The organism is Anaplasma phagocytophilum str. Webster (genome assembly GCF_000964685.1).
Lineage (GTDB): Bacteria > Pseudomonadota > Alphaproteobacteria > Rickettsiales > Anaplasmataceae > Anaplasma > Anaplasma phagocytophilum.
The window spans coordinates 457,491-479,256 of sequence record NZ_LANS01000001.1 but is presented as its reverse complement, the minus strand read 5'-3'; the positions used below and the strand labels follow the sequence as shown (position 1 = coordinate 479,256).

At 42.7% G+C, this 21,766-nt stretch carries 17 protein-coding genes and 2 tRNA genes; 8 read left to right on the top strand and 11 right to left on the bottom strand.

Features of this window, described 5'->3' with window-relative positions:
- Positions 1-87: 87 nt before the first annotated feature.
- From APHWEB_RS05945 to APHWEB_RS01945, 3 genes are all read right to left on the bottom strand, one after another.
- On the bottom strand, positions 88-546 hold the full coding sequence (locus APHWEB_RS05945) for a P44/Msp2 family outer membrane protein (RefSeq protein ID WP_020848735.1): 459 nt from the start codon (positions 544-546) through the stop codon (positions 88-90).
- Complete coding sequence (locus APHWEB_RS07135; RefSeq protein WP_410517939.1) at positions 543-671, bottom strand: hypothetical protein; 129 nt, start codon at positions 669-671, stop codon at positions 543-545. Before APHWEB_RS07135 ends, APHWEB_RS05945 begins: the two co-directional genes overlap by 4 nt.
- A gap of 877 nt (positions 672-1,548) precedes the next feature.
- The gene (locus tag APHWEB_RS01945) at positions 1,549-3,315 is read right to left on the bottom strand and encodes a vacuolar membrane-interacting protein (RefSeq protein WP_045895531.1); all 1,767 of its coding nucleotides are present in this window, start codon (positions 3,313-3,315) and stop codon (positions 1,549-1,551) included.
- A gap of 642 nt (positions 3,316-3,957) precedes the next feature.
- On the opposite strand from APHWEB_RS01945, the gene APHWEB_RS01935 reads away from it, so the two are divergent.
- Positions 3,958-4,044 (top strand) — tRNA-Ser (locus tag APHWEB_RS01935).
- Positions 4,045-4,305: 261 nt separating this feature from the next.
- Here APHWEB_RS01935 and trpS read toward each other — a convergent pair.
- Positions 4,306-5,301, bottom strand: a complete 996-nt coding sequence (gene trpS / locus APHWEB_RS01930) for a tryptophan--tRNA ligase (protein ID WP_011450195.1) — start codon at positions 5,299-5,301, stop codon at positions 4,306-4,308.
- Between the two features lie 6 nt (positions 5,302-5,307).
- Positions 5,308-5,943, bottom strand: coding sequence for a nucleotide exchange factor GrpE (locus APHWEB_RS01925; RefSeq protein WP_011450196.1), 636 nt, complete (start codon positions 5,941-5,943; stop codon positions 5,308-5,310).
- A gap of 79 nt (positions 5,944-6,022) precedes the next feature.
- Here APHWEB_RS01925 and ribD point away from each other — a divergent pair, with 79 nt between their 5' ends.
- Positions 6,023-7,117, top strand: a complete 1,095-nt coding sequence (ribD, locus tag APHWEB_RS01920; protein ID WP_011450197.1) for a bifunctional diaminohydroxyphosphoribosylaminopyrimidine deaminase/5-amino-6-(5-phosphoribosylamino)uracil reductase RibD — start codon at positions 6,023-6,025, stop codon at positions 7,115-7,117.
- Between the two features lie 63 nt (positions 7,118-7,180).
- On the opposite strand, the gene APHWEB_RS01915 is transcribed toward ribD, so the two are convergent.
- Together APHWEB_RS01915 and secG are read right to left on the bottom strand one after the other, a co-directional pair.
- A complete protein-coding gene (locus APHWEB_RS01915; protein WP_011450198.1) occupies positions 7,181-8,806 on the bottom strand; it encodes a CTP synthase in 1,626 nt (541 codons plus the stop codon).
- A gap of 12 nt (positions 8,807-8,818) precedes the next feature.
- The gene (gene secG / locus APHWEB_RS01910; protein ID WP_021798976.1) at positions 8,819-9,127 is read right to left on the bottom strand and encodes a preprotein translocase subunit SecG; all 309 of its coding nucleotides are present in this window, start codon (positions 9,125-9,127) and stop codon (positions 8,819-8,821) included.
- Between the two features lie 277 nt (positions 9,128-9,404).
- Between secG and APHWEB_RS01905 the strand changes: the two genes are divergently transcribed.
- Positions 9,405-10,340, top strand: coding sequence for a tyrosine recombinase (locus APHWEB_RS01905; protein ID WP_011450200.1), 936 nt, complete (start codon positions 9,405-9,407; stop codon positions 10,338-10,340).
- A 363-nt stretch (positions 10,341-10,703) separates the two neighbouring features.
- On the opposite strand, the gene APHWEB_RS01900 is transcribed toward APHWEB_RS01905, so the two are convergent.
- Positions 10,704-11,381 (bottom strand): ABC transporter ATP-binding protein, encoded by a 678-nt coding sequence (locus APHWEB_RS01900; RefSeq protein ID WP_011450201.1) that lies wholly within the window; start codon positions 11,379-11,381, stop codon positions 10,704-10,706.
- Positions 11,382-11,766: 385 nt separating this feature from the next.
- Between APHWEB_RS01900 and APHWEB_RS01895 the strand changes: the two genes are divergently transcribed.
- The 3 genes from APHWEB_RS01895 to APHWEB_RS01885 all read left to right on the top strand — a co-directional run bounded on the left by APHWEB_RS01895 (position 11,767) and on the right by APHWEB_RS01885 (position 18,910).
- Positions 11,767-14,022 carry an NADP-dependent malic enzyme gene (locus APHWEB_RS01895; RefSeq protein WP_011450202.1) on the top strand — a complete coding sequence of 752 codons (2,256 nt, stop codon included), beginning with the start codon at positions 11,767-11,769 and terminating at the stop codon, positions 14,020-14,022.
- A gap of 306 nt (positions 14,023-14,328) precedes the next feature.
- A complete protein-coding gene (locus APHWEB_RS01890) occupies positions 14,329-17,055 on the top strand; it encodes an AsmA family protein (protein ID WP_011450203.1) in 2,727 nt (908 codons plus the stop codon).
- Positions 17,056-17,422: 367 nt separating this feature from the next.
- Positions 17,423-18,910 carry a proton-conducting transporter transmembrane domain-containing protein gene (locus tag APHWEB_RS01885; RefSeq protein ID WP_011450204.1) on the top strand — a complete coding sequence of 496 codons (1,488 nt, stop codon included), beginning with the start codon at positions 17,423-17,425 and terminating at the stop codon, positions 18,908-18,910.
- A 104-nt stretch (positions 18,911-19,014) separates the two neighbouring features.
- Here the strand turns inward: APHWEB_RS01885 and APHWEB_RS01880 are convergent, their stop codons facing one another.
- The 3 genes from APHWEB_RS01880 to APHWEB_RS01870 all read right to left on the bottom strand — a co-directional run bounded on the left by APHWEB_RS01880 (position 19,015) and on the right by APHWEB_RS01870 (position 20,973).
- Positions 19,015-19,311 (bottom strand): hypothetical protein, encoded by a 297-nt coding sequence (locus APHWEB_RS01880; RefSeq protein ID WP_020848738.1) that lies wholly within the window; start codon positions 19,309-19,311, stop codon positions 19,015-19,017.
- Between the two features lie 737 nt (positions 19,312-20,048).
- The gene (mlaD, locus tag APHWEB_RS01875) at positions 20,049-20,501 is read right to left on the bottom strand and encodes an outer membrane lipid asymmetry maintenance protein MlaD (RefSeq protein ID WP_011450205.1); all 453 of its coding nucleotides are present in this window, start codon (positions 20,499-20,501) and stop codon (positions 20,049-20,051) included.
- A gap of 193 nt (positions 20,502-20,694) precedes the next feature.
- Complete coding sequence (locus APHWEB_RS01870; protein WP_021798978.1) at positions 20,695-20,973, bottom strand: NADH-ubiquinone oxidoreductase subunit NDUFA12 family protein; 279 nt, start codon at positions 20,971-20,973, stop codon at positions 20,695-20,697.
- 140 nt (positions 20,974-21,113) lie between these two features.
- Between APHWEB_RS01870 and nrdR the strand changes: the two genes are divergently transcribed.
- Positions 21,114-21,575, top strand: coding sequence for a transcriptional regulator NrdR (nrdR, locus tag APHWEB_RS01865; protein ID WP_020849206.1), 462 nt, complete (start codon positions 21,114-21,116; stop codon positions 21,573-21,575).
- Between the two features lie 63 nt (positions 21,576-21,638).
- Positions 21,639-21,711, top strand: a tRNA-Ala gene (locus APHWEB_RS01860).
- Positions 21,712-21,766: the final 55 nt, after the last annotated feature.

Here is a 21,766-nt window from a genome sequence, read left to right as displayed (position 1 = left end):
TGCGTAAGTGATCCAGCACTAATTTTGCCTAGTGCTTAACTAGAGTATTCAGGTCAAGGACGGATTGTGTAACGCTGCGCCGTGCCATCAACAACCCCCCACGAAGTTACCCCCAAGACCAACACAAGCGTAAGGAACGACACCTAAACCTTCACTAAGAAGATCATAACAAGCATTAACCATCACAGAAGTAGAAGAAACCGCCCTGATCTCAACAACTTCACCCCCTTCAATAGTCTTAGCTAGTAACCCTGCTACTATGGTTTTTTCTTCAGGGGTTAGTTTTGTCAGGTCTTTAGCTACCTTCCCTGCGTTGTCGTTATTTTCTTTAGTACTTTCACTAGATGTCGGCCAGTTCTTAGTACCCCCACTCAACGTTCCAGAAACAAAGTCATGTAACACCTGTCCTTTCTCTACTCCTGTGTTGGAGTCAGTCGTCTTTAGGTTTTTACCACCACACAACGACGTGCCAGCATTGCTAGACGTTCCAGCTTCTTCGAGGTACTTAGCATATCTTGTTCCGCTATCCCCATTCTTATTAGTCACACAAACTTGCTTATCGATCTTAGGAGCCGAAATCTCAACTGCCTTAGCAAACTGAACGATATCTTTCCCGGAGGTCTTGGCAAGAGCAGCAGCAAGCTTATCAGTCTGCCCAGTAACAACATCATAAGCTAACTCCTTAGCTAGTAGATATACTGTATTTGCTTCTTCTCTCTAATAATACTCTTCCACTTTCCCTTATACCCTTGGTATTAGAGATCCAATAATGGACTCTGAGTTGCTAGATAATAGAGCGCCAAAGAATAATATTAGTACCGGATAAACGTAGTAGAACATCTAGGAACCAGGAATTGAGTCACAGCATGTGCAAGCTGTCAGCAACAGTTACCGTTTCATTGAAGGTCGTATAGGAGATTGATAGCAGTATGTAAGCTACCATGTACGGATATCCTTGGTTGCTTTCAAGATAGCCATCTGATTACAAGATAATGGAGAATATCGTAAATGCTTTGATAGTGCCGAAATGATTATCTTCTAGGGCGAGAAAAATACTCAATGCCATTATTTCACAATCAGCTTTGATATGAAATGTCGCTTCCTGTAGAGAAATTTTGTTATTTTAACAAATAAGAGTCTGCCCTTGCGGGAAAAGAGAATTTTGAAGAGAACCGCAGGAATTCTCCATGATAAGCATAGCACTGCTTTCATCTTGAACTACCTTGATATGACTGAGTTATTTGTAGCTTACTTAGAGTAAATCGAGATGCCTCGTCTACGAACTCCCCTAAGTAATACTGACCATTTTTAGTGTTGGGCACGTACAGGTACATTGTAAGCAAGCACCCAACGCGAATAAGACGTTTTAAAACACCAAAAGTGGTAGTCCGAAACCCTGTATAAGATCTTAGACTACCATTAGTACTGCTTTCCTTAGGGGCAATGATCATGCACATCAATGCATAAAAAACTTGCACTACTTATTCACGCAAGACAAGTCATCAAAGATGTCTTTACGCCATAACTGTTTCCCCTACCATGATCACTTCACAACGCGAGCACGTCATCATCAGAATCACGATCCATAAATCTGATCTCTACTCCAGTGGATGGCGCATCTTGTGTGCTGACCTCAGAAACTATTTCACCTTCTGGGGAATGAGCTTCAAGATCTGTACTTTCACTTTCAACTGTGTTTATTGGAAAATCAGCGGATAGTGAATCTTGTGTGCCGCCCTCAGAAACTATTTCAACTCCTTTAGAATGAGCTTCAAGATCTGTACTTTCACTTTCAACTGTGTTTATTGGAAAATCAGCGGATAGTGAATCTTGTGTGCCGCCCTCAGAAACTATTTCAACTCCTTTAGAATGAGCTTCAAGATCTGTACTTTCACTTTCAACTGTGTTTATTGGAAAATCAGCGGATAGTGAATCTTGTGTGCCGCCCTCAGAAACTATTTCAACTTCTTGAGAATGAACTTCAAGATCTGTACTTACACCAACTGAGTCTTGTGAAATGTTAGTGGATAGTGAATCTTGTGTGAATTCAGAAACAGTTTCAACTTCTTGAGAATGAGCTTCAAGATCTGTACTTTCACTTTCAACTGTGTTTATTGGAAAATCAGCGGATAGTGAATCTTGTGTGCCGCCCTCAGAAACTATTTCAACTCCTTTAGAATGAGCTTCAAGATCTGTACTTACACCAACTGAGTCTTGTGAAATGTTAGTGGATAGTGAATCTTGTGTGCTGACCTCAGAAACTGTTTCAACTTCTTGAGAATGAGCTTCAAGATCTGTACTTACACCAACTGAGTCTTGTGAAACGTCAGTGGGTAGTGACTCTCGTGTGTTGCCCTCAGAAACTGTTTCACCTTCTTGTAAAGGCAATGTACCTAGTTCTTGAACATTGTCTTCTAGGCTATCAGAAGGCATAGACTCCAGGGTCTTTGACTCCTCGTTCGCTAATAACATAGTGAAGTCTGCTTCATCTAACAACATGGCAGGCAGATCGTTATTGTGTTCACCTGAAGCAATGTCACTAAAATGTCCATATTCCCCATCAACAGTTATCGTCTCAGTAGTATCTTCGAGCACGGTAACGTCAGTGTGTTGCGATTCTGGCACAATAATGGATGATTCTACTTGTACTGCAGTAGTGTTTACTTGGTTAACAACCGCATTTTGAGGCTCTGTTGCTATAGGGGCAGTAGACATAAGTACAGATGGTTGCACTTCCACTGATTCTTGTTGCTGCTCTAATGACTCACTGCTAGCAGAGGTACATTTTGAAGTATCGCTACTATTACACTTGCTGTCTTCAGCAGTGTCGGTAGTAGAAGAAGGCGTGAATAACCACAAGAACGCCTGAATTATTCTGCTTAGAAAAGACGGTTGAGGAGCTACTTCCTCGGCAGGGACTGGATTACATGGAGGGCACTCAAGAGCTGTAACTTGTACTGCCTCTTCTACATTGTTTTGTGTACTATGTGATTCTTGCAATAAAGCAGAAGGCTCTATTATGTCGGGAGTTAGAGAGAACGCAGCTGTTTCCATTCTGTCGTTGTTATAGGGAGAATGCTTGCATCGCAAGCTGAAATTAGCTACGTACACATCAAGAAAACGTGACATGACGTTTCCGTCTTGATCCCTAAAGCTGATGTAACCTGGGTCATCAGCTGAGCTTCCTCTATGTGATTCAATTGTAAAGTCCCTTGTAAAGTCAATAGAACTTAAGCTAAAATCCCCGCCTGCTAAGCCAGGAGAACCTTCTGCAGTTGTTCCTGTGTATGTATCAGGAATATTGTGTTCAAACATTTATAATACCTTGTTAAGTGAAACATAGTACAAAATCCGCCTGCGTCGAGTTTTCGTGAAGTCCCAGACACGTATACGTAAAACCTAACGCACGCGTGACAAGCGAAGCAACTCCCTAACGCTTTTCCATAAGAGTATGTTGTCAAAAACGGGGAGGCACTAAGGAGGGTTTTTCATTATTTTTTCCAAGTTTATACCCTCTAAAGTATCTTTATTATCAGGCGAAACCACGCCTAATAACCACAGCTGTAGATTGTTATAGAACGCACGAATATAAAACAGGTTATTGATTCCAGAGAAACCACAGTTCACTAGAAGTTTTTTGGCTGTGCAAAAACTAAATATGTATCTTACTTTCTCAGGAAGTGACACAGTTAAGCTATTTTTGCAGAATAAAAGGCTATGACAGCGTAGAACGTCAACGTTTAACGTATCCTGGTAAAGCATCATAGCTAGACTGCGAAATAACCTGTACGAAATATAGGGAGGTAATAATTAAGCATTAATTATTGTATGTGCACGATAAGCGACTAACGATATTCATGCAGCTAAGTTAGAAAATAAACAACGTAGAAATGGCAAAATCATCAATATAGCAACATACGAATTGCGAATTTAAAATTATTGTGTTAGAAGTAATGCGGACGGATGGCCGAGCGGTTTAAGGCACCAGTCTTGAAAACTGACGTACGCTAACACGTACCGTGGGTTCGAATCCCACTCCGTCCGCTCGTATGTAACTCAATCCACCGTGTGCACTTGTAGTAAAGTTTTTGCGCTGTGCGCTGCGTGAAGAAAAGAGTTTTTGATACGCTGTATTATCGGTCGCAATATATAAACGACGGGCCTGGCCACGTCGTACTCAATCCCGAAACTGAGACAAGTTAGTAAATTACTGTGCTGCTGAATTAAGTAGGTTACGAAGTATCACAGCAGCTAATATGTCACAGAAAAATACAGCATTATTAGAGACATCACTAACAGAGCGTGCTACACACTGTACAAACCTATGATCTCCTTCACTTCCCGCAGATTTTTACCCGCGATTGACCGAGCTTGTTCATTTCCAGAGGAAAGTATGGAGTTGAGATAACCAGGATCGTCCAGTAATTCCCTGGTCTTGGTTCTAATGGGCGATATTCTTTCGATCAGTAACTCCGTTAACGCATCTTTAAAATCTTTATTGCTACTGTTTGTAAACCTTACACACACCTCCCTGGGTTCTGAATCAGATAGTGCTGCAAATATGTTTACGAGATTGTTCACCTCTGGCCGCTGGTTGAGTCCTCCATAGCAAAAGCCAGTTGCAGAATCGGTTGTAGCCTTTTTTATCTTCAAGGCTATAACATCGTTATCATCACTCAAATTTATACGAGAGAAGTCAGAAGGGTCGGACTTGCTCATCTTCTTTGTACCCGTTTTCAAGCTCATGATCCTAGCGGCGGAATCAAAAGGCATTGCTTCCGGAATGCAAAAAAAGTCAACTCCATAAATAGTATTGAACGTCCTAGCAATACTCTGTGCAAGCTCCAAGTGTTGTTTTTGATCATTTCCTACAGGAACCAAATCCGCTTTATACAAAAGAATGTCTGCAGCCATAAGCACAGGGTAACTGTATAGACCCAAATTAGCCCGGTAGGAATCTGAACGGCTCTTGTCCTTGAACTGTGTCATCCTATTCAACCACCCCACGGGCGTCAAACATCCTAGTATCCAGCAGAGCTCTGCATGTTCAGGAACAGACGACTGTAAAAAAACTACCGCTTTTGCAGGATCTATGCCACAAGCGATATAAGAAGCTAATAAACTGAGCGTATTTGCCCGTATACTCAGTGTTTCTGCACTTCCCGAGGTTAAAGCATGCATGTCCACGATGCAAAACACGCACTTGCCGGCGTCCTGCAACGCAACCCACTTCTTCACTGCTCCAAGATAATTGCCCAGATGTAACGAGCCACCACTGGGCTGTACGGCAGAAAAAATCATGGTGAACTAGTTATTAGCCTGTGCTGATACCACAACAGAAGCAGGTCTTAACACTTTACCATTAAGCACATAGCCAGCTTGAACCACCTCAATTATAGTACCCGCAGGCTTATCATTATCTATAACCTGTGTAACGGCTGTGTGAAACTTTGTGTCAAACGCCTCACCAACAGGACATATCCTCGTGACACCATGGCTGTTCAACACCGCCATTAAGCTATTCCATGTCATCTCTATTCCAGCATGAATGCTATCATCAGCATTGAGATTCTTCAAAGATGCTTCTAGATTATCAAATGAAGGTACCAGATCGCGTACAAAACCAGAGATTGAGAAAACTTTAGCATCACTAATCTCTCTGTTCATTAAGCGCTCCAAGTTTTTGCTATCTGCCACTGCAAGGCGAAGTTGATTGCGAAGTAGCTCTGCCTCTGCACGCAACTTTTCTACCTCAGCGAGGTCTGCACTTATCCTACTCTGTGTCTTTCCAACACTAGCTGCAAACTTACCGACTTCCGGTTTTGCATTTTTACCAGATTCAACCTTTGAACTCTTTTCCTTATGCGATTCCGCAGCGCCAGCACACGCGCCGACCACGTCATCAGATTCAGGCTTAGAATTTACGCGTTTCTCTTCTGTCATGGCACAAAAACTTCTACACAAGAACATTTAGGTATATAGTAGCTTTATAAGTAAATTTCAAGAGCAAAAGCATTTACCGATGGTGCCTGACGAGAGATTCATGGCTATGGCCTTGACCTTAGCGCGCAGAGGATTGGGTAATGTTTATCCAAACCCTGCGGTAGGATGTGTTGTAATACGTGATGGTGTGGTTGTAGGCAGAGGGTGGACTGTTGCGGGAGGTAGACCTCATGCTGAGATCGTAGCACTACAAAATGCAGGGAATCGTGCTATAGGAGCTACGGTATATGTCACACTTGAGCCGTGTTGTCATGATGGTGTAACAGGGCCATGTACTTCGGCATTAATCAATGCTGGGGTTAGTAGAGTTGTTATAGGAGTGCAGGATCCGGATTACAGAGTATCTGGCAAGGGAATTAGTTCTCTAGAAGCTGCTGGTATAGAGGTTAAATACGGGGTTTTGCAGCAGCAAGCAGAGGCCTTAAATGCTGGTTTTTTCTACAGCAAAGTACTACATAGACCATTAATTACGGCTAAGCTGGCAACGACTCTAGATGGGAAAATATCGTTTGATGAAGGGTGTGATCGCTGGATAACAAACGATCTTACCAGAAAATGGGTGCATAAGCAGCGTGCAATGTATGACGCTATCTTGGTGGGTAGCAATACCGTTGTAGCCGATGATCCAATGCTAGACTGTAGGTTACCGGGGCTGGAAAAGCATTCTCCAATACGGGTAGTCGTTGATAGGTCTGGTAAATTGTTGGCGCATCATAAAATAGTTTGTACAGCAGGTACCATTCCCACATACATTGTTACGGATAACGATCCTCAGTGCGTTTTCGAGAATGTAAAATATATTAAAGTTGATGGAGGAACAGAATTTTTGGAAAACATGGTACGTGCTCTCACCGCTCAGTTAGGCATTACTAGGCTGTTTGTTGAGGGAGGGGGTATCTTGATCACGGAGCTGCTAAAAAAAAAGTTGATAGACCGTTTTATATGGACTAGGGCAAATAAAATAAGTGGCAGTAAAGGATTGAATTCCATTACCGACATTGATGCGCAGTTTGGCCAGTGCTGTAAGTTTGTAAAGACAGATACGCTATCTTTTTTTGACGATACAGTGGACCTTTTCGATGTTAAATACACTCAATTAGGAAGCAACCTCTAAGAGACACTAAATGACAAAAATTAAGAATAGCCACAAGAACTCCTGTGTTCGTTGAGGAACTTCCTAACTCCGGGACGAAGCCTTTTTCACCTGCAAAGTGCTGGTTACAAAAGAAAGGAACAGAGGATGAGATTTAAAAGGAGTAGATTGAAACTCCGGATGAAACTGTACACCAATAAACCAAGGATGATCAGGCAACTCAAGTACCTCAGGCAAATCTCGATCTTCGGCAGCACCAGTAAACGCAAGGCCACACTTAGAAAGCACATCCCTATACTCAGGGTTTATCCCATACCTATGCCTACGACGCTCCACAACTGTTGAAGAATCGTATATAGACATTATACGAGAACCCGGCGCTAAATTGCATGTGTAAGATCCCAGACGCATACTTCCGCCCATCTTATACTCATCTCCCACTTGCAAACCCGGCAATTCACAAACCACGGGGTTTTTACAATCAGACTTGAATTCAGTAGAATTCGCATCTTCAATTCCTGCAACGTTAAGGGCAAATTCAATTACTGCTAACTGCATCCCCAAACATATTCCCAACATCGGAATATTGTTCACGCGAGCGTATTCTATAGCGCAAATCTTTGTCCCTATACCGTTGTCACCAAATCCACCAGGAATTAATATTGCATCCGCATCGGTAAGATCAATTTCAGAAGCAGGCAAACGCGCATCTACCCACTTTATCTCTACACGGATACCACTATGCAACCCTGCATGACGCAAAGCTTCCTCCAAAGAGGTATAAGCATCCAAGGAGGTAACATACTTACCAACTATAGCAATGACAATCCTGTCTGACGCAGTCTCAGACATTCTTAGCACATTTTCCCACTGCGTAAGATCAGGTTCAGGACTGTCTACATCAAAATGTTTGAGAATTTGCGTATCAAGCCTATGCTCATGATACATCACAGGCAACATGTAAATGTTACTAACATCAAGAGCAGCTATGATGTTGTCCTCTGCCACATTACAGAAGTTGGCTATTTTAGCACACTGGTACTGCGGCAACTGCGCCCTACTACGATACAAAACAATATCTGGCTGTATCCCCAAAGAACTCAACTCCTTTACAGAGTGCTGAGTAGGTTTTGTTTTTAGCTCCCCGACAGCACCTATATACGGCACTAGCGTTAGGTGTACAAAAATCGTTAGATTCTTACTCAACCTGTAACTGACCTGACGTATCGCTTCCAGAAACGGTTGACTTTCTATATCACCAACAGTACCGCCTATTTCACATATAACAAAGTCAGCCCCTGCATCATTATGAAGGATACATGAGATTATCAAATCTATCACATGCGGTATCACCTGTACCGTCTGCCCAAGATAATCTCCCCGACGTTCCTTTACTATAAGCTCATGGTATATTTTACCAGCAGTTACGTTATCTGCCCTTGTCTTCATTACGCCAGTGAAACGTTCGTAATGTCCGAGGTCTAAGTCCGTCTCGCCACCATCAGAGGTCACAAATACCTCACCGTGCTGGGCAGGACTCATAGTGCCAGGGTCCACGTTTAAATACGGATCGAGCTTTCTTAAGCGCACACTAAACCCGCGTGCCTGCAGCAGCGCACCTATAGATGCTGCGGCAAGACCCTTACCTAGCGAAGAGACCACTCCACCAGTAACAAATATAAAACGTGTTGGATTTAACTTACCCACCATATGTAAACGCTACTACTCAGAGGGAACTTCACCAATACCAGCATCCTGGCCTGAAACCAATTCGGACTCTCCAGCAAAATCAACCCCAGGCACACCCTGAGACCCGGTACCCACTAACAGAAGAGTATTTACTATGAAAACAGTGGCGACTACTGCGGTCAACCTTGCCATCAAACCGGAAGGAGAACCCCGATTAAATATCGCTCCAAGATTACACTGTGCCCCACCAAAGCCGCCAAGACTATCAGATTCTGGAGACTGAAGCAAAACTAGCACCACCAGCAGAACCGCTAGCAACACTTGTACGGTAACCAAAAACATAAGGCAAGTGGACAAATAATACCGCTAAATGGTATGACATTTATAGTAATGAGTCAAGAATTCGTTAATTAGCATTACTGGATTTAGTCCCTGAATGTACCTATGCAGGTGCATATATGTAATTGTAGCTTTCTCTGTGAAATAATCTGAGTGTTAATACCATTGTAAAATTATGCGCTGTAGGGTAGTGGTTTGTTCATGAACTGTGCAATTTTGGGAATACCTAAATGTTATTTGTTAAGCTACATACGTTATTGCGTTCAAGGTAGAGGCTCAAGTGGGTGATGACTACATAATACGTTCGTTTCTGGAGTTTCTTGTTTCTAGCAAGGGGGTATCTGAGAATACGGTCTGTAGTTACAAATGTGATCTCGAAGATTTAAGTCAGTTTTTAAGGCGTAATGGGTTAAAAATTGTTGATGCTAGCTATGGTGACCTATGTGAGTATATACGAAACCTAAACGGAAGAGCTTACAGTGCTGCTACCGTTGCCAGAAGAGTATCAGCAATTAAAGGATTGTGTAGCTTTCTATACAAGGATCGCATTGTTCATAGTGATTTGTCGCTCAGTCTGGAATCTTGTAGGTTAGGTCGCACTTTGCCCAGGGTGATAAGTGAGTCAGATATTGGCATGTTATTAGATATTGCCAAGGCAGACCTTTCAGCAGAGGGGAAGCGCTTATATGCCATTGTAAATATATTATACTCATCTGGGGTAAGAATATCGGAACTTATACATTTGGGCTTTTTCGAAATTGATGCGATGTTGCATGAGCACGTAGGCGATATCGGGTACATTATCATAAAAGGCAAGGGGAACCGTGAGAGACTTGTGCTACTCAATGAGGTGGCTATGGATAGCATAAGAGCCTACCTAGAAGTTCGAAAATGCTTCATTGCAGGAGAGAATACGGAGTCCAGGTGGTTATTTCCGGGGGCGAAGTATGATCAGTGTATTAGCAGGCAGAGAGTTGGGCAGTTATTGAAGGAACTTGCAATTTCTGCGGGAATAGATCCAGAAAAGGTTTCGCCACATAAGTTTAGGCATTCGTTCGCAACACATTTACTCAATAACGGCTCTAATATAGTCTTTATACAGAAGATGCTCGGGCATGTTAATCTGTCTACCACACAGGTATATACGCACGTCGCTAGTGAACAGCTAAGGGATGTGTTGAGTAGATTTCATCCTATGTCTAAATCCAAAAACTGAAATGTGTGTATGGCGAGGTGTCCAGAATTACGCTTCGCAGCTTAGAATTTTCTCAATTACCGTACTTGCTAGGTGATAAGTTTTGAGATGCTGAATAAGTCGCTGGATGTGCAAAATCCAAATGGTGAATTATGTTTAGGAATAAAGTTATATCATTGGCTAACTTGGAGAAAATAGTATAGATGGGGCGTAATCTGAATGTGTCTGATGTTGGGGCAAGTCATGCTCTAGTATTTGTCATATGAGGAGTATGAAATTTGTTTAAAGCGCTTAGGAACTCGAGGAAGCGTTTGCTCTAAGCCACGGTATTAGCTGGCGGAAATTAGAATTCTATGTGTGGGAGACCATCTCTTCCGATATAGTTTATAGATCTACCTTGCTGAGAATTCCATTACGCAATTCTATTACGGCATCAGCTTTTTTAGCGAGGGCTAGGTTATGTGTTGCCACAAGTGCTGCTAGGTTTTTGGATTTTACGTTTTGGTACATTATAGAAAAAATGGTTTCTGACATTTGGGGATCTAGACTTCCCGTGGGTTCGTCAGCCAATAACAGATTAGGGTGGTTTACCATGGCTCTAGCGAAAGCAACTCTTTGCTTTTCCCCACCTGAGAGAGTTGAGATGTGCTGGTTCACTTTGCCCTCTAACCCCACTTCGCATAACGTTACCATTGCTTGATGTTTTGCTTGACTAAAACTATTGCCAGCGATTCTCAAGGGGAGCATAACATTTTCCAAAACTGTAAGCTCATGCAGCAAATTTGGAGATTGGTATACAAAACCCAAGAAGCTGCGACGCATTTTAGTTCTGACTTTATCGCTTTCAGGGGAGCATTGGACATTGTTTATTATGACTTTGCCTTGTGATGGCACTTCTAACAACCCAGCAATATGTAGCAATGTGCTTTTTCCAGCACCAGAATTGCCTATCAAGGCTACAAACTCCCCCTTGAAGATCTCTAAGTTAACATCTGAGAAGACGCAATTCTGCTGTTCTGAGTAACGCTTACTCACGTTACATAGTTTTAATACTGTGCTCACAGAAGCTCCTGGGGTAGGTACTGGCGTTCAAGTATAGCTCCGTATATGCAGCAGTAAATACGGAAGTGCATTATTAAGGTTTGTTTAAAACACAATTCCATAGTTATGGCGATAATAAAAAAGTTTTACTTCAAGTATTTTAATCTGTGTAGCGAATAGAGAGACGTGATACTTAATCATTGATGTAGGGTTTTAAGGGGATTAAATACATTGTGAATTTTAAAGTACTGCCAGTATTGCTGAAAATCATTACCTCGAAAAGTCTAGTGATATTCGTATTAGCATGCTAGAGCACTGTAGCCGTCGTAGGGGAGGAAACAGTTGCGCAAAAAGACCAATGTGTATACCCTTCAGGATCATTTAAGTTTGGGGGACTCTGAGTGCAATGAGCGATTTTTCAGAAAAAGACATGGAGGCTCTTGAGTTTCATAGCAGGGGACGGCCGGGTAAAGTAGCCTTGTTGCCAACGAAGCCTTTGTTGACTCAGGGAGATCTGTCTCTAGCATACTCTCCGGGGGTTGCTGTACCGTGTATCAAGATAGCGTCGGACCCCGATCTGGTATACGAATATACGGCAAGAGGTAATTACGTTGCTGTGATATCAAATGGCACAGCAGTTTTGGGCTTAGGAAATATAGGCACTTTGGCTGCTAAGCCGGTTATGGAGGGTAAAGCTGTTCTGTTTAAACGCTTCGCTGACATAGATGCAGTGGATATTGAAGTGAACACAGAAGACGTAGATGAGTTCATTAATGCTGTTAAATATCTGGGGCATAGTTGGGGGGGTATCAATCTAGAAGATATACGTGCGCCCGAATGTTTTGTTATAGAGAGACGCCTGAGCGAACTTATGGATATACCGGTGTTCCATGATGATCAGCATGGAACGGCGATTATTGTGCTTGCCGGTATAATAAATGCCCTTGATATTACGGGAAAGGTCCTCAAGAACGTTAAGATAGTAGTAAATGGTGCAGGTGCTGCAGGCATTGCTTGTGTTGAGATGCTTAAGTTTGTTGGGATACCTAACGACAATATCATATTGTGCGACCAAAATGGTGTAATATACAAGGGGCGCCAACTTGGCGTTAATGAGTGGAAGTTGAAGCATGCTGTTGAGACAGACGCAAGAGACTTGAAAGATGCGATAAAAGGTGCAGACATTTTCATAGGTTTGTCTGTGCGGGATGTTCTCAGCAGGGAAATGCTCCTTTCTATGAATAAAGACCCTGTAATTTTCGCTCTTGCTAATCCGTATCCAGAGGTTAATCCAGAGTTTGCGAGAGAAGTGAGGGGAGATGCGATCATAGCAACTGGAAGATCAGATTACAGCAACCAGATAAACAATGTGATGGGTTTCCCTTACATATTTAGGGGAGCGTTGGATGTGCGAGCTAAGAGAGTTAACAATGAGATGAAATTAGCTGTTGCGCAGGCCATAGCGATGCTGGCAAGAGAAGTGGTGAGTGATGAAGTGTTGGAGGCTTATGGTGGCCGAGGCATGAGGTATGGAAGGGATTATATAATACCTACACCGTTTGATCCACGTCTCATATCGGTAGTCTCCCCAGCGGTAGCAAGAGCTGCGATAGAAACAGGGGTAGCGCAGAAGGGAATAGATGACTGGGACAAGTATGCGCGTGCATTAGGTTCTAGAATATCACCTACTTCGAACGTGCTTAATCTTATTTATGGTTCCGTAAAGCAGACTCCTAAAAGGGTTATCTTTTCTGAAGGTGAGGAGATAAAGGTCATTAAGGCTGCCTTGCAGTGGAGGAGTCAGGGATATGGTGTGCCTATTTTGGTAGGGCGCGCTGATAAGATTAAGGAGGGATTGGAGCGTATAGGAGTTGATAGCCTGGATGGTATAGAGATAGCCAATGCGGCGGTTTCTACTCGCAATGATGTATACATAGATTATCTGTACAGTAAGCTCCAGAGAAAAGGATACCTACATCGCAGGTGCGTTAGGGATGTGAAAACAGATAGAAATGTCTTTGCTGCGTGTATGTTAGCGTGTGGTGATGGGGATATTTTGGTTACAGGTGTAACTCGAGGATATAGAGAATCGCTATCTGATGTAAGTAAGGTGATAGGAGCGCGTAGTGAGATTATGGGGCTATCTGTTATTGTTATGGAAGATAGAACATTGTTTATTGCTGATACTGCGATTAATGAATTTCCAACATCTAAGCAGATGGCAGATATAGCTGTAACAGCAGCGGCTGCTGCGAAAAAGATGGGGCATGAACCTAGGGTGGCGTTTGTATCGTGCTCTAATTTTGGTAGTCATGCGCAGGAGGGAACTGAAAGGATAAGAGAGAGCATAGAGATTCTCGATCGCCTTGGTGTAGGCTTTGAGTATGATGGAGAGATGTCCATAGATGTTGCACTGAGGAAGGAGTCTTTGGCATTATATCCCTTTAACCGCATAAAGGGTGGACCTGCTAATGTTTTGATAATGCCTAGTCTGTACAGTGCCAGCATCTCTTCCAAGTTGCTACAGGAGGTAGGAGGTGTTGCAGTTGTAGGGCCTATTCTTATGGGTATGGAAAAACCGGTGCAGATTGTACAAATGACAGCATCTGTCTCTGAGATATTGAATCTTGCGGTGCTCTCAACGCTATATAATGCATTGTAGGGTTAAGATATGGGGGTGTTAGTCTTTCCATAAGCGGAGGAAGGGCTTGACACTCCTACGCAGTTGTAGAGGATTGTTAGGAATATCTCGTTTTGCATAAGAGGTTCTGCACTTATCACCTGGAACAAGTCGGGGGAAACCTACGAGCGTGGATGACGGGGTTTATCAAAGCTGTTAGGTTGAGTGTACTCTAGCTTGTAAGAATATATGGATATTGTGGAGTAACAAGTGTTTTTGCTCTACTATTTTATATATTCTTAGTTTTTGGTGAATAGATTTTAGAAGGGGAACGTCCGTGGTGTATCGATGAAGTTTCTGGGATATTTGTGTGGGGCAGCAATTATAGCACTGGCTGCAATAATTGGTGTGCCGTACTTAATTGACTGGGATGCCCGTTACGGTGATTATGCATTTGAGCAGCTCGGGGTAGCCGTCAAGAACAGCGGTGTTTCTATAAAGGTTCTTGGTGATATTCGTGGGAAATTTCTCCCTCCGAAGCTTATAGTGCGTAATTTGTATTTGGGATGTGACGAAGAATCCAAGGGGTGTTCAGGAGTTATTGCGGTAGACAGGCTGGAGATAGGTTTATCTGTCTGGTTCCTGCTTAGAGGGGAAAGAAAGGTCGAGTATATCGATCTGTATGGGCTACGCACTGACGCAAAAAGTTTGGGTGATGTTGTAACCACGCAAGCTGGCGCTGGGGTTGGTAAAGTACGTATATTCGACTCGGTTATAGTGCCCGGTCAAACCTTTGAACCATCACCACGCAATGCGGTACATGTAAAGCAAAGCGAAATAAGGTCGCGTGGCAATTTATATAGGACTAACACAGAGTTTAGGATAGGCAGAGGAAAGTATAGTCTTGTAGCAAAGGTTGAACTGCAAGACAGTGGGGATAAGACTGCCACTGTAGAGCTCACATCTGGGAATACCAGGGTATCGCTTTCAGGAAAGGGGCGATACGATGTTGGCGCGGGTGATAGGACTCTTTTAGAGGTATTTGGTGGCTTTGAGTGGTTGTTAGACGCTAAAACTAGCAATCTTGGTGAATTTTCTCAAGCTTTGTCTGTGGTAACCCGGATTGATGCGTTAGAACATATTCACTCTACAGAGGAACTATCGTTACTTGCTGAGTTCAAGCACGATGTTGGTCATGGATTTGAGGTTAACCGCTTAGATATTGAGGGTAGTAGCCTTACAGGGAATGTTAAGGGCAAGTGCAATGCATCGATGTCCTGTGATGCACAGTTGGCTTTTTCTTTCATGGATATAGATGCGTTGGTAAGGCACGATGATCCTGATGTGAATATATACAATACTCCGGTGCGGGGAAGTAGCAGTATTTCCTTTCCAGTGATAGTTTTGGGGATGGATGCTCAGGCTGAACTAGACATAAAAGAAATGCGTTACAAAGGTGGTGTTGTTAGGAACATTTCATCTAGCGCTACCATAAGCGCCGGGAAGATAGTTGTTGATAGACTGCTTCTTGATCTTCCTGGTAAGAATAATGTGCTGCAAGTTAGTGGTACTGCTGTTAATACTGAGGGGAATACAATACCTCGATTTATGGGGACCATTAATGTTGCAGGAGAAGATATAGATACGCTCATTAGCTGGCTATTTCCTTTTAGTGCCAAGGAGGTACGTGATGACAAAGGAGATGGAAGTTTTGTGCTAAAAAGTGGGTTTTACGTTGCGCCCCGCATTATTGCATTTCCTGACATAAATCTGAATTCGCGCAGGGCTAATATTGCAGGTAATCTTAAGTACAAATACGGTAGAGGGGGTGGTGTTGTTATAGGTGGAATTACAGTCAGCAATTTTGCTTCTAGCGACTATAAAATGGTACACCTTGATTCAAAGAGTGATAATGATATTTTAAGTTTTATGTGGCTCAGGAATATCGCGATTCCTGTACAAGTGGCTGTGAAATTTCGGGATTTCACTATAGGAAGACGAGCGATCGACGAGCTAAGTTTTCTAGCAGACGTATCAAGTCGTCGTATGAGCATAGAAAAAATACGTTTTTCTGCACAGGATAGTAAGGGTCACGTATCTGACGTAAGAGGTTCCGCGAGTGTTACGTTGAGTAGTCAAGGAGTGCGGCCGAAAGTGTTTTTAAATCTTGTAGGGGATCAATATAGTTCGGAGTTTTTGTGGGCACCAAAATTGATTGCCCGCAACAGCATAGCAGCTGAAGGAGGAAGGAGGGTTTCCCAGGAAGGATATTCAAAATATGTGTGGTCAAGCCAGCCTATAAATCTCTCAAGTCTTGAGGGGATAGACGGAAATGTGAATGTCAAATTAAAGAACATGACTTTTTTGGGGAGGTCTCTAACGGACTTGGTTATGTCGTCTACATTTAAAGAAGGGGTAATGTCTATAGATGATCTTCACTTCAATCAGGGTGAAGGGAATGTAAAGATTAGTGGCAATGTAGGTATGGGAGATGTAACATCGCTGTCAGTTGTGATTGCCGCTTCCAATGTTGCGATAGGGAGTGAGGATTCTGATGATGAAGATGTAGAGGAGCCCAAGGGTATGAATCCTAAGGGCAATATAAGTGTTAGTGGAACGTTGCAAATGTATGGAAGAAATGTTCTTGAACTGATGAATTCTGTGAAGGGTAAACTAAAATTTGCTGCAAGGCGTCTCGACGTGAGTGGTGTGGATTTTGATGGCTTTATTACGGATCTCTTCAATACAGAAAGCAAGGCTGACATAGCATCATTGTCTCGTGTTTATCTATACAGAGGTAATACAGTTTTTGAGAAGTTTGATGGTGAAATGCAGATAGAAAGGGGAACAGCTGTGTCTTCTTTGCAGTTTAGGCTCAACAATGCAGTTGGAGCGGCGTCCATTAACTTCATGATCCCTCAGTTTACGGTAACGTCGCTTTGCAGATTTGCATTTGTACCTCCTGGGGGAAACAGTCCTGCTAGTATAGACATGTCGCTGCAGGGGTATGTATGGCAGCCTAAGCCTACTTTCGATATTGATAGACTATTTGAGCTTGTAAAAAGCAGCAGATAGCATAGGAAACATTAGGCTTATTATCTATCGCTTTTGTGAGATAGGGCTGTTGTTTAGTATGTGATGTTATTAAACGGGGTTGGCGAGAAGATATCCTGTGTGTTTTTACATATCACTTACTCTGAAGTTATAGATTGATTAGAAGTTTGCTATAGGGAGTAGCTAAGATATTCTCGTTAGTGTAGTTTCGCTCACCGCGATTAACGTAGTCGCAACACTTAAACCATAATAACTGCTTGATGTGTTACGAGAGACATTTACCACCAAAAGAAGTACAAAAAGTAATATATTGTAGAAGCTTTTCTTTTTCAGTATAACTGCAGCGATGCTTGTTGTTATCAGGTGAAAGGAACGTGTGATTTACGCTATGAAAGATCATTTGGTGATATTACAGGTATTGTTGCCGTTATTATCCGCAACTGTGTGCTCCTTGTTACGCTGCAGGGTGAGTCTTATACAGATGTTCACTTGCGGGGTGGTTACAGGCTCTTTTTTGATATCTCTTCTGTTGTTCTTCCAGGTTTATTCGGGACAACCCATAGTATATAAGGTTGGGGGATGGGGTTTGCCTTATGGCATAGAGCTTCGAGTAGATTTACTAAGCGCTACTATGATGTTGTTAGTTACCTTTATAGGGGTGATGAGCACGATTTACGGTATTTATCCTAGCCGAAAAGAAATACCGGCTGAAAAGGTCTCAAAGTTTTATGCAGCCTTTTTATTATCGTTTGGCGGCCTACTAGGCATTTTGGTTTCCAATGATGCTTTTAATGTCTATGTGTTTTTAGAGGTAGCATCAATATCTGCGTACGTACTAGTTGCAATGGGGGTGCACAAAGGGTCTCTGGTATCGTCGTTTGAGTACTTGATCATAGGAACTGTAGGTGCAACCTTTTACCTACTGGGTATAGGCTTCTTGTATGCAGCTACCGGCACGCTAAACATGGGAAATATGTTTATGATGCTGCAGGAGTTACCGGTAGATAGGACTGTATATATTGGTGTTTTTTTCGTGATGCTTGGCTTGGTGATGAAGGCGGCTTTGTATCCGTTTCACGGCTGGTTGGTTAGAGCATATTCATCATCACCGGCATTTATTGCGGTGTTTTTATCAGGCACTGCAACAAAGGTGATGATTTACCTTATGATAAGGATAGTATACGGCGTATTTGGAGCGAATCTGGTATTTACAGAGTTACCTTTTGGCAAGATGCTGTTGGCTGTTGCTGCGTTGGCAATTATTGTTGCCTCGGTATTGGCAGCGATGAGCAAGGGCATAAGTGATGTGTTGTCTTATTCCAGTGTGGCGAATATAGCATGTGTCATATTTGCGATTAGCGTAAATACGTATGCGGGGTTAGCTGCTGCGGTAACTTATATGGTTAGCCATAGCGTGGCAAAGTCGGCATTATTTATGGTATCTGGAGGGATATCCTATCACTTTGGTCGGGGCAATGTTGAGAAATGTTTGAGTTTGAGCCGAGTGCTTCCGGGCATTACTGCGGCTTATGTGCTGCTTTCTCTTAGTTTGGTGGGGATGCCTCCTACCATGGGGTTTGTAGCCAAGTGGCATATGCTTAGTTCGTTTGTCAGCGCACGGGCATGGGAGGGTATATTGGCATTGTCTGTTGGATCTGTGTGTTCTGTAATATACACATGGAAGGTGATAGAATACTTGTATTTCACCCCTCGTATGGTAGAGAAATGCGCTAACGATATTGCGATAAAAACCCCCAAGGCAATGACCTTATGTATGTGGGTAATGGCATGTATTGGGTTAGCCGTAGGGGCATATCCTATACCTCTAACAGCCATATCAGAACAAATAGCAATTACTCTGTGTCAGATTAGCTAGGCAAAAAAAGCAGCAAACACCCATTCTGCGCGGGTAACACAACAGAATTTACGTAGATTACGAGGCAACACGCTTACACGACAAACTTCTCAAAGCAAACCTTGTTATCTGCTTCTGCCCCTTTCCTGGAACACTTGAGAAACTGATTCAACAGTGGAAATCCTTGTTGGAGCATCCTTTTGAGCGTATGCCGACATGAAGCGCTTAGGTAGCTCATAAGCCGCCCTGGGAGCAGCCCTAGATGAATTTGTTATAGGAGAAGCACCTGGAGCAGCTTTTCTACTGTAATCCCCACGACGTCTTCTTAGCCGCGACAATGTCCAGTCTATAGCTTTATTCAGAAGAACGTATAAAACTATGCCAAATATTACAGTAAAAATAACACTGGAAATGCTGGGCATAACAACACCACATCACAAACTAACACCTACGGTGAAAAATGCTGAGTGTTCCCCAAACAACCAGTAATGCAAGACACCACACAACACCCCACACGTACATTCTATAACAAAGTACGCGGGAAGTAAATAGTAGCATATGTATTGATCACGATGATAAGTATAGGATAGGACAGGAATCCCCTGGTTAGTGTGTAAAAGGAAAATGGCAATTATTGCTATCTACACGATTACAGCAGTGGGTAAAAAGATCGCAAGGAGACTACCAGTTTTCTTGTTGCCAATAGGAAAAAAGGAGTATTTTGTGTAAACCAGCATAGCCATGCCTGGAATTGTAGCAGGTATTTAAAGCAGTATGTATGGCAATCGTATTGTGCATTCATAGCAAGATTGTAGCAATTCTGCCAGGGGGAGTGATGGTTTCACCAGCAGTAGTGGTTTTTAGCACCTACATCTTTTAAGAAGACTGTAAAGTTTATTGTGGATGTCGTACTAGAATCACGGACTACTTTTTCCGGTGTAGCTTCATATTTTAAACAAGATACAGAACAATTATAAAACCAACACATGGAGTTGATGTTTTGAGAGGTTTCTCACTACCTAGAGCGTTGCTTATAAGACCGTTTATTGATTCCTGGGCAGGCACCGCGCTGTTGAGAGAAGAGCATGCTCTTCTCTCATATTTTTATAAGTTTCTGAAATTCATGTTTCTAAATTAGGATTGATATTGAGGTTTTGCACTACTTCAGTGCATTACTTATAAGGCTGTTTATAATGATGCCTGGGCTAGCCACTGTACTGGTGTGAGCAAGTGAAGAACCATCTTCTAACACATTGTCGTCAGCTCCAGGAATTATATCTATGTACCTCTTTCCTAGTAGATCTGCATAAGTAATGGAGGCGGAGCTGTCTACAGGTAACAGCAGGCCTTTATGTATGCACAACGTAACTACTGGAAGGTTATCGGAGTCCAAAGACATGGCAGTAACGCTGCCGATATTGACACCAGAAACACGCACATCGCTCCCCACCCTCAAGCCATTGACGTCAGAGAACGAGGCGGTGACGAGGTTACACCTATTGTAAAAGCGTACCTGATGGGAGAGTCGGTTGAGCATGAAGCTACCCAGGGCTATTACAACAACCGATACAAAAACCCCTACGAGCACCTCTATTATACTGCATTTGGACATATTTACCTAATCTGCTAAACCCGTTAAAGCGAAGCACTAACAAGCGATACACAAATCTGTATAAAGTGAAGTGCACGTCTGCTACAAACCCCACGATACACAACAATCGCCATAAGCTGATATACACCGCAAGCTCGAACACACGACCCCTATTGTGTACCGACATAATTTAAAGACAAGTTTACACATGTTGTTAGGACACCTTGATAGGCGACGTTTTGTGCGGGTGGTAAGCATGATTAGTACCCGTAAAATTGGGTATATGCACGCTCTTAGAGCGATCCGCCACTATATGATCACTGGTGTAGTGGAGCCAAAGGTGGCATCCTGCAGGAACAGTAGAAGGATCCGCTTTGCTAGCGTATACAACCCACCTACGCTCTTTTCCCCTTACAACTCGGGAATAGTAAGAATTGCCTAAGTGATCGGTATACACAAGGCAAGCTCGCTTTCTAGTTAAAAAATTAAACATTTTCAGGAAAAATGCGCGAACTCCCATAAAATCCTAGCTATCCTACGTTGCCCAATTATAAGGTCTATGATATGAAACACAACTGCTAACTGGTTATCTGTGGGTAGTTGGCAGAAATTCTTAGTGAAAATTGAGCTTTTATGAAATGTCCGTTTTGTAACAGTGCGGATACAAGAGTGAAGAACTCTAGGCACTCCGATGATAATATGTCTGTGAGAAGACGTAGGTTGTGTGAAGTTTGCAACTCTAGGTTCACGACTCTTGAGGAGTTGTTGCTTAAGCCTATCATGGTTCTGAAAAAAGATGGAAGAATGGAGCCTTTTGACAAGCAGAAGTTACTTACATCTATTATGTTGGCTACAAACAAGCGTCCAGTTACCCCTGCACAAATAAATATGGTGCTAAGCAAGATACTGTATAAGTTTGAGTCGGTGAAAGAGGATGTTATTCCTGCTAGGGTGATAGGAGAGATAGTAAAAAACAACCTTTTGGTTTTGGATAAGGTTGCATACATCAGGTTTGTTTCCGTGTATATGGACTTTAGCGATGCGGATGACTTCTGTAGTTTAGTAGAAAAGATTAAAGAGGGATCCGATAAGTGACATAAGTACGGATATTTTTTCTTGAGTTCGTGTGGAGCTTATGTTAGCCTCAAGAGTGGTTTTGGGGGCATAGCTCAGTTGGTAGAGCATCTGTTTTGCACACAGAAGGTCAGCGGTTCGACCCCGCTTGCCTCCACATTTCCGGCTCTGTAGGGGTTTTGCGGTTTCTCTTACAGGTTGTGCCCAGCCTC

Bases quoted from the DNA above. Each gene is read 5' to 3' on its own strand.
- APHWEB_RS07135 (WP_410517939.1), bottom strand. From the start codon at position 671: ATGATGTTGTTACTGGGCAGACTGATAAGCTTGCTGCTGCTCTTGCCA.
- APHWEB_RS01945 (WP_045895531.1), bottom strand. From the start codon at position 3,315: ATGTTTGAACACAATATTCCTGATACATACACAGGAACAACTGCAGAA.
- trpS (WP_011450195.1), bottom strand. From the start codon at position 5,301: ATGATTTTTTCTGCCGTACAGCCCAGTGGTGGCTCGTTACATCTGGGC.
- APHWEB_RS01925 (WP_011450196.1), bottom strand. From the start codon at position 5,943: ATGACAGAAGAGAAACGCGTAAATTCTAAGCCTGAATCTGATGACGTG.
- ribD (WP_011450197.1), top strand. From the start codon at position 6,023: ATGGTGCCTGACGAGAGATTCATGGCTATGGCCTTGACCTTAGCGCGC.
- APHWEB_RS01915 (WP_011450198.1), bottom strand. From the start codon at position 8,806: ATGGTGGGTAAGTTAAATCCAACACGTTTTATATTTGTTACTGGTGGA.
- secG (WP_021798976.1), bottom strand. From the start codon at position 9,127: ATGTTTTTGGTTACCGTACAAGTGTTGCTAGCGGTTCTGCTGGTGGTG.
- APHWEB_RS01895 (WP_011450202.1), top strand. From the start codon at position 11,767: ATGAGCGATTTTTCAGAAAAAGACATGGAGGCTCTTGAGTTTCATAGC.
- APHWEB_RS01890 (WP_011450203.1), top strand. From the start codon at position 14,329: ATGAAGTTTCTGGGATATTTGTGTGGGGCAGCAATTATAGCACTGGCT.
- APHWEB_RS01885 (WP_011450204.1), top strand. From the start codon at position 17,423: ATGAAAGATCATTTGGTGATATTACAGGTATTGTTGCCGTTATTATCC.
- APHWEB_RS01880 (WP_020848738.1), bottom strand. From the start codon at position 19,311: ATGCCCAGCATTTCCAGTGTTATTTTTACTGTAATATTTGGCATAGTT.
- mlaD (WP_011450205.1), bottom strand. From the start codon at position 20,501: ATGTCCAAATGCAGTATAATAGAGGTGCTCGTAGGGGTTTTTGTATCG.
- APHWEB_RS01870 (WP_021798978.1), bottom strand. From the start codon at position 20,973: ATGTTTAATTTTTTAACTAGAAAGCGAGCTTGCCTTGTGTATACCGAT.
- nrdR (WP_020849206.1), top strand. From the start codon at position 21,114: ATGAAATGTCCGTTTTGTAACAGTGCGGATACAAGAGTGAAGAACTCT.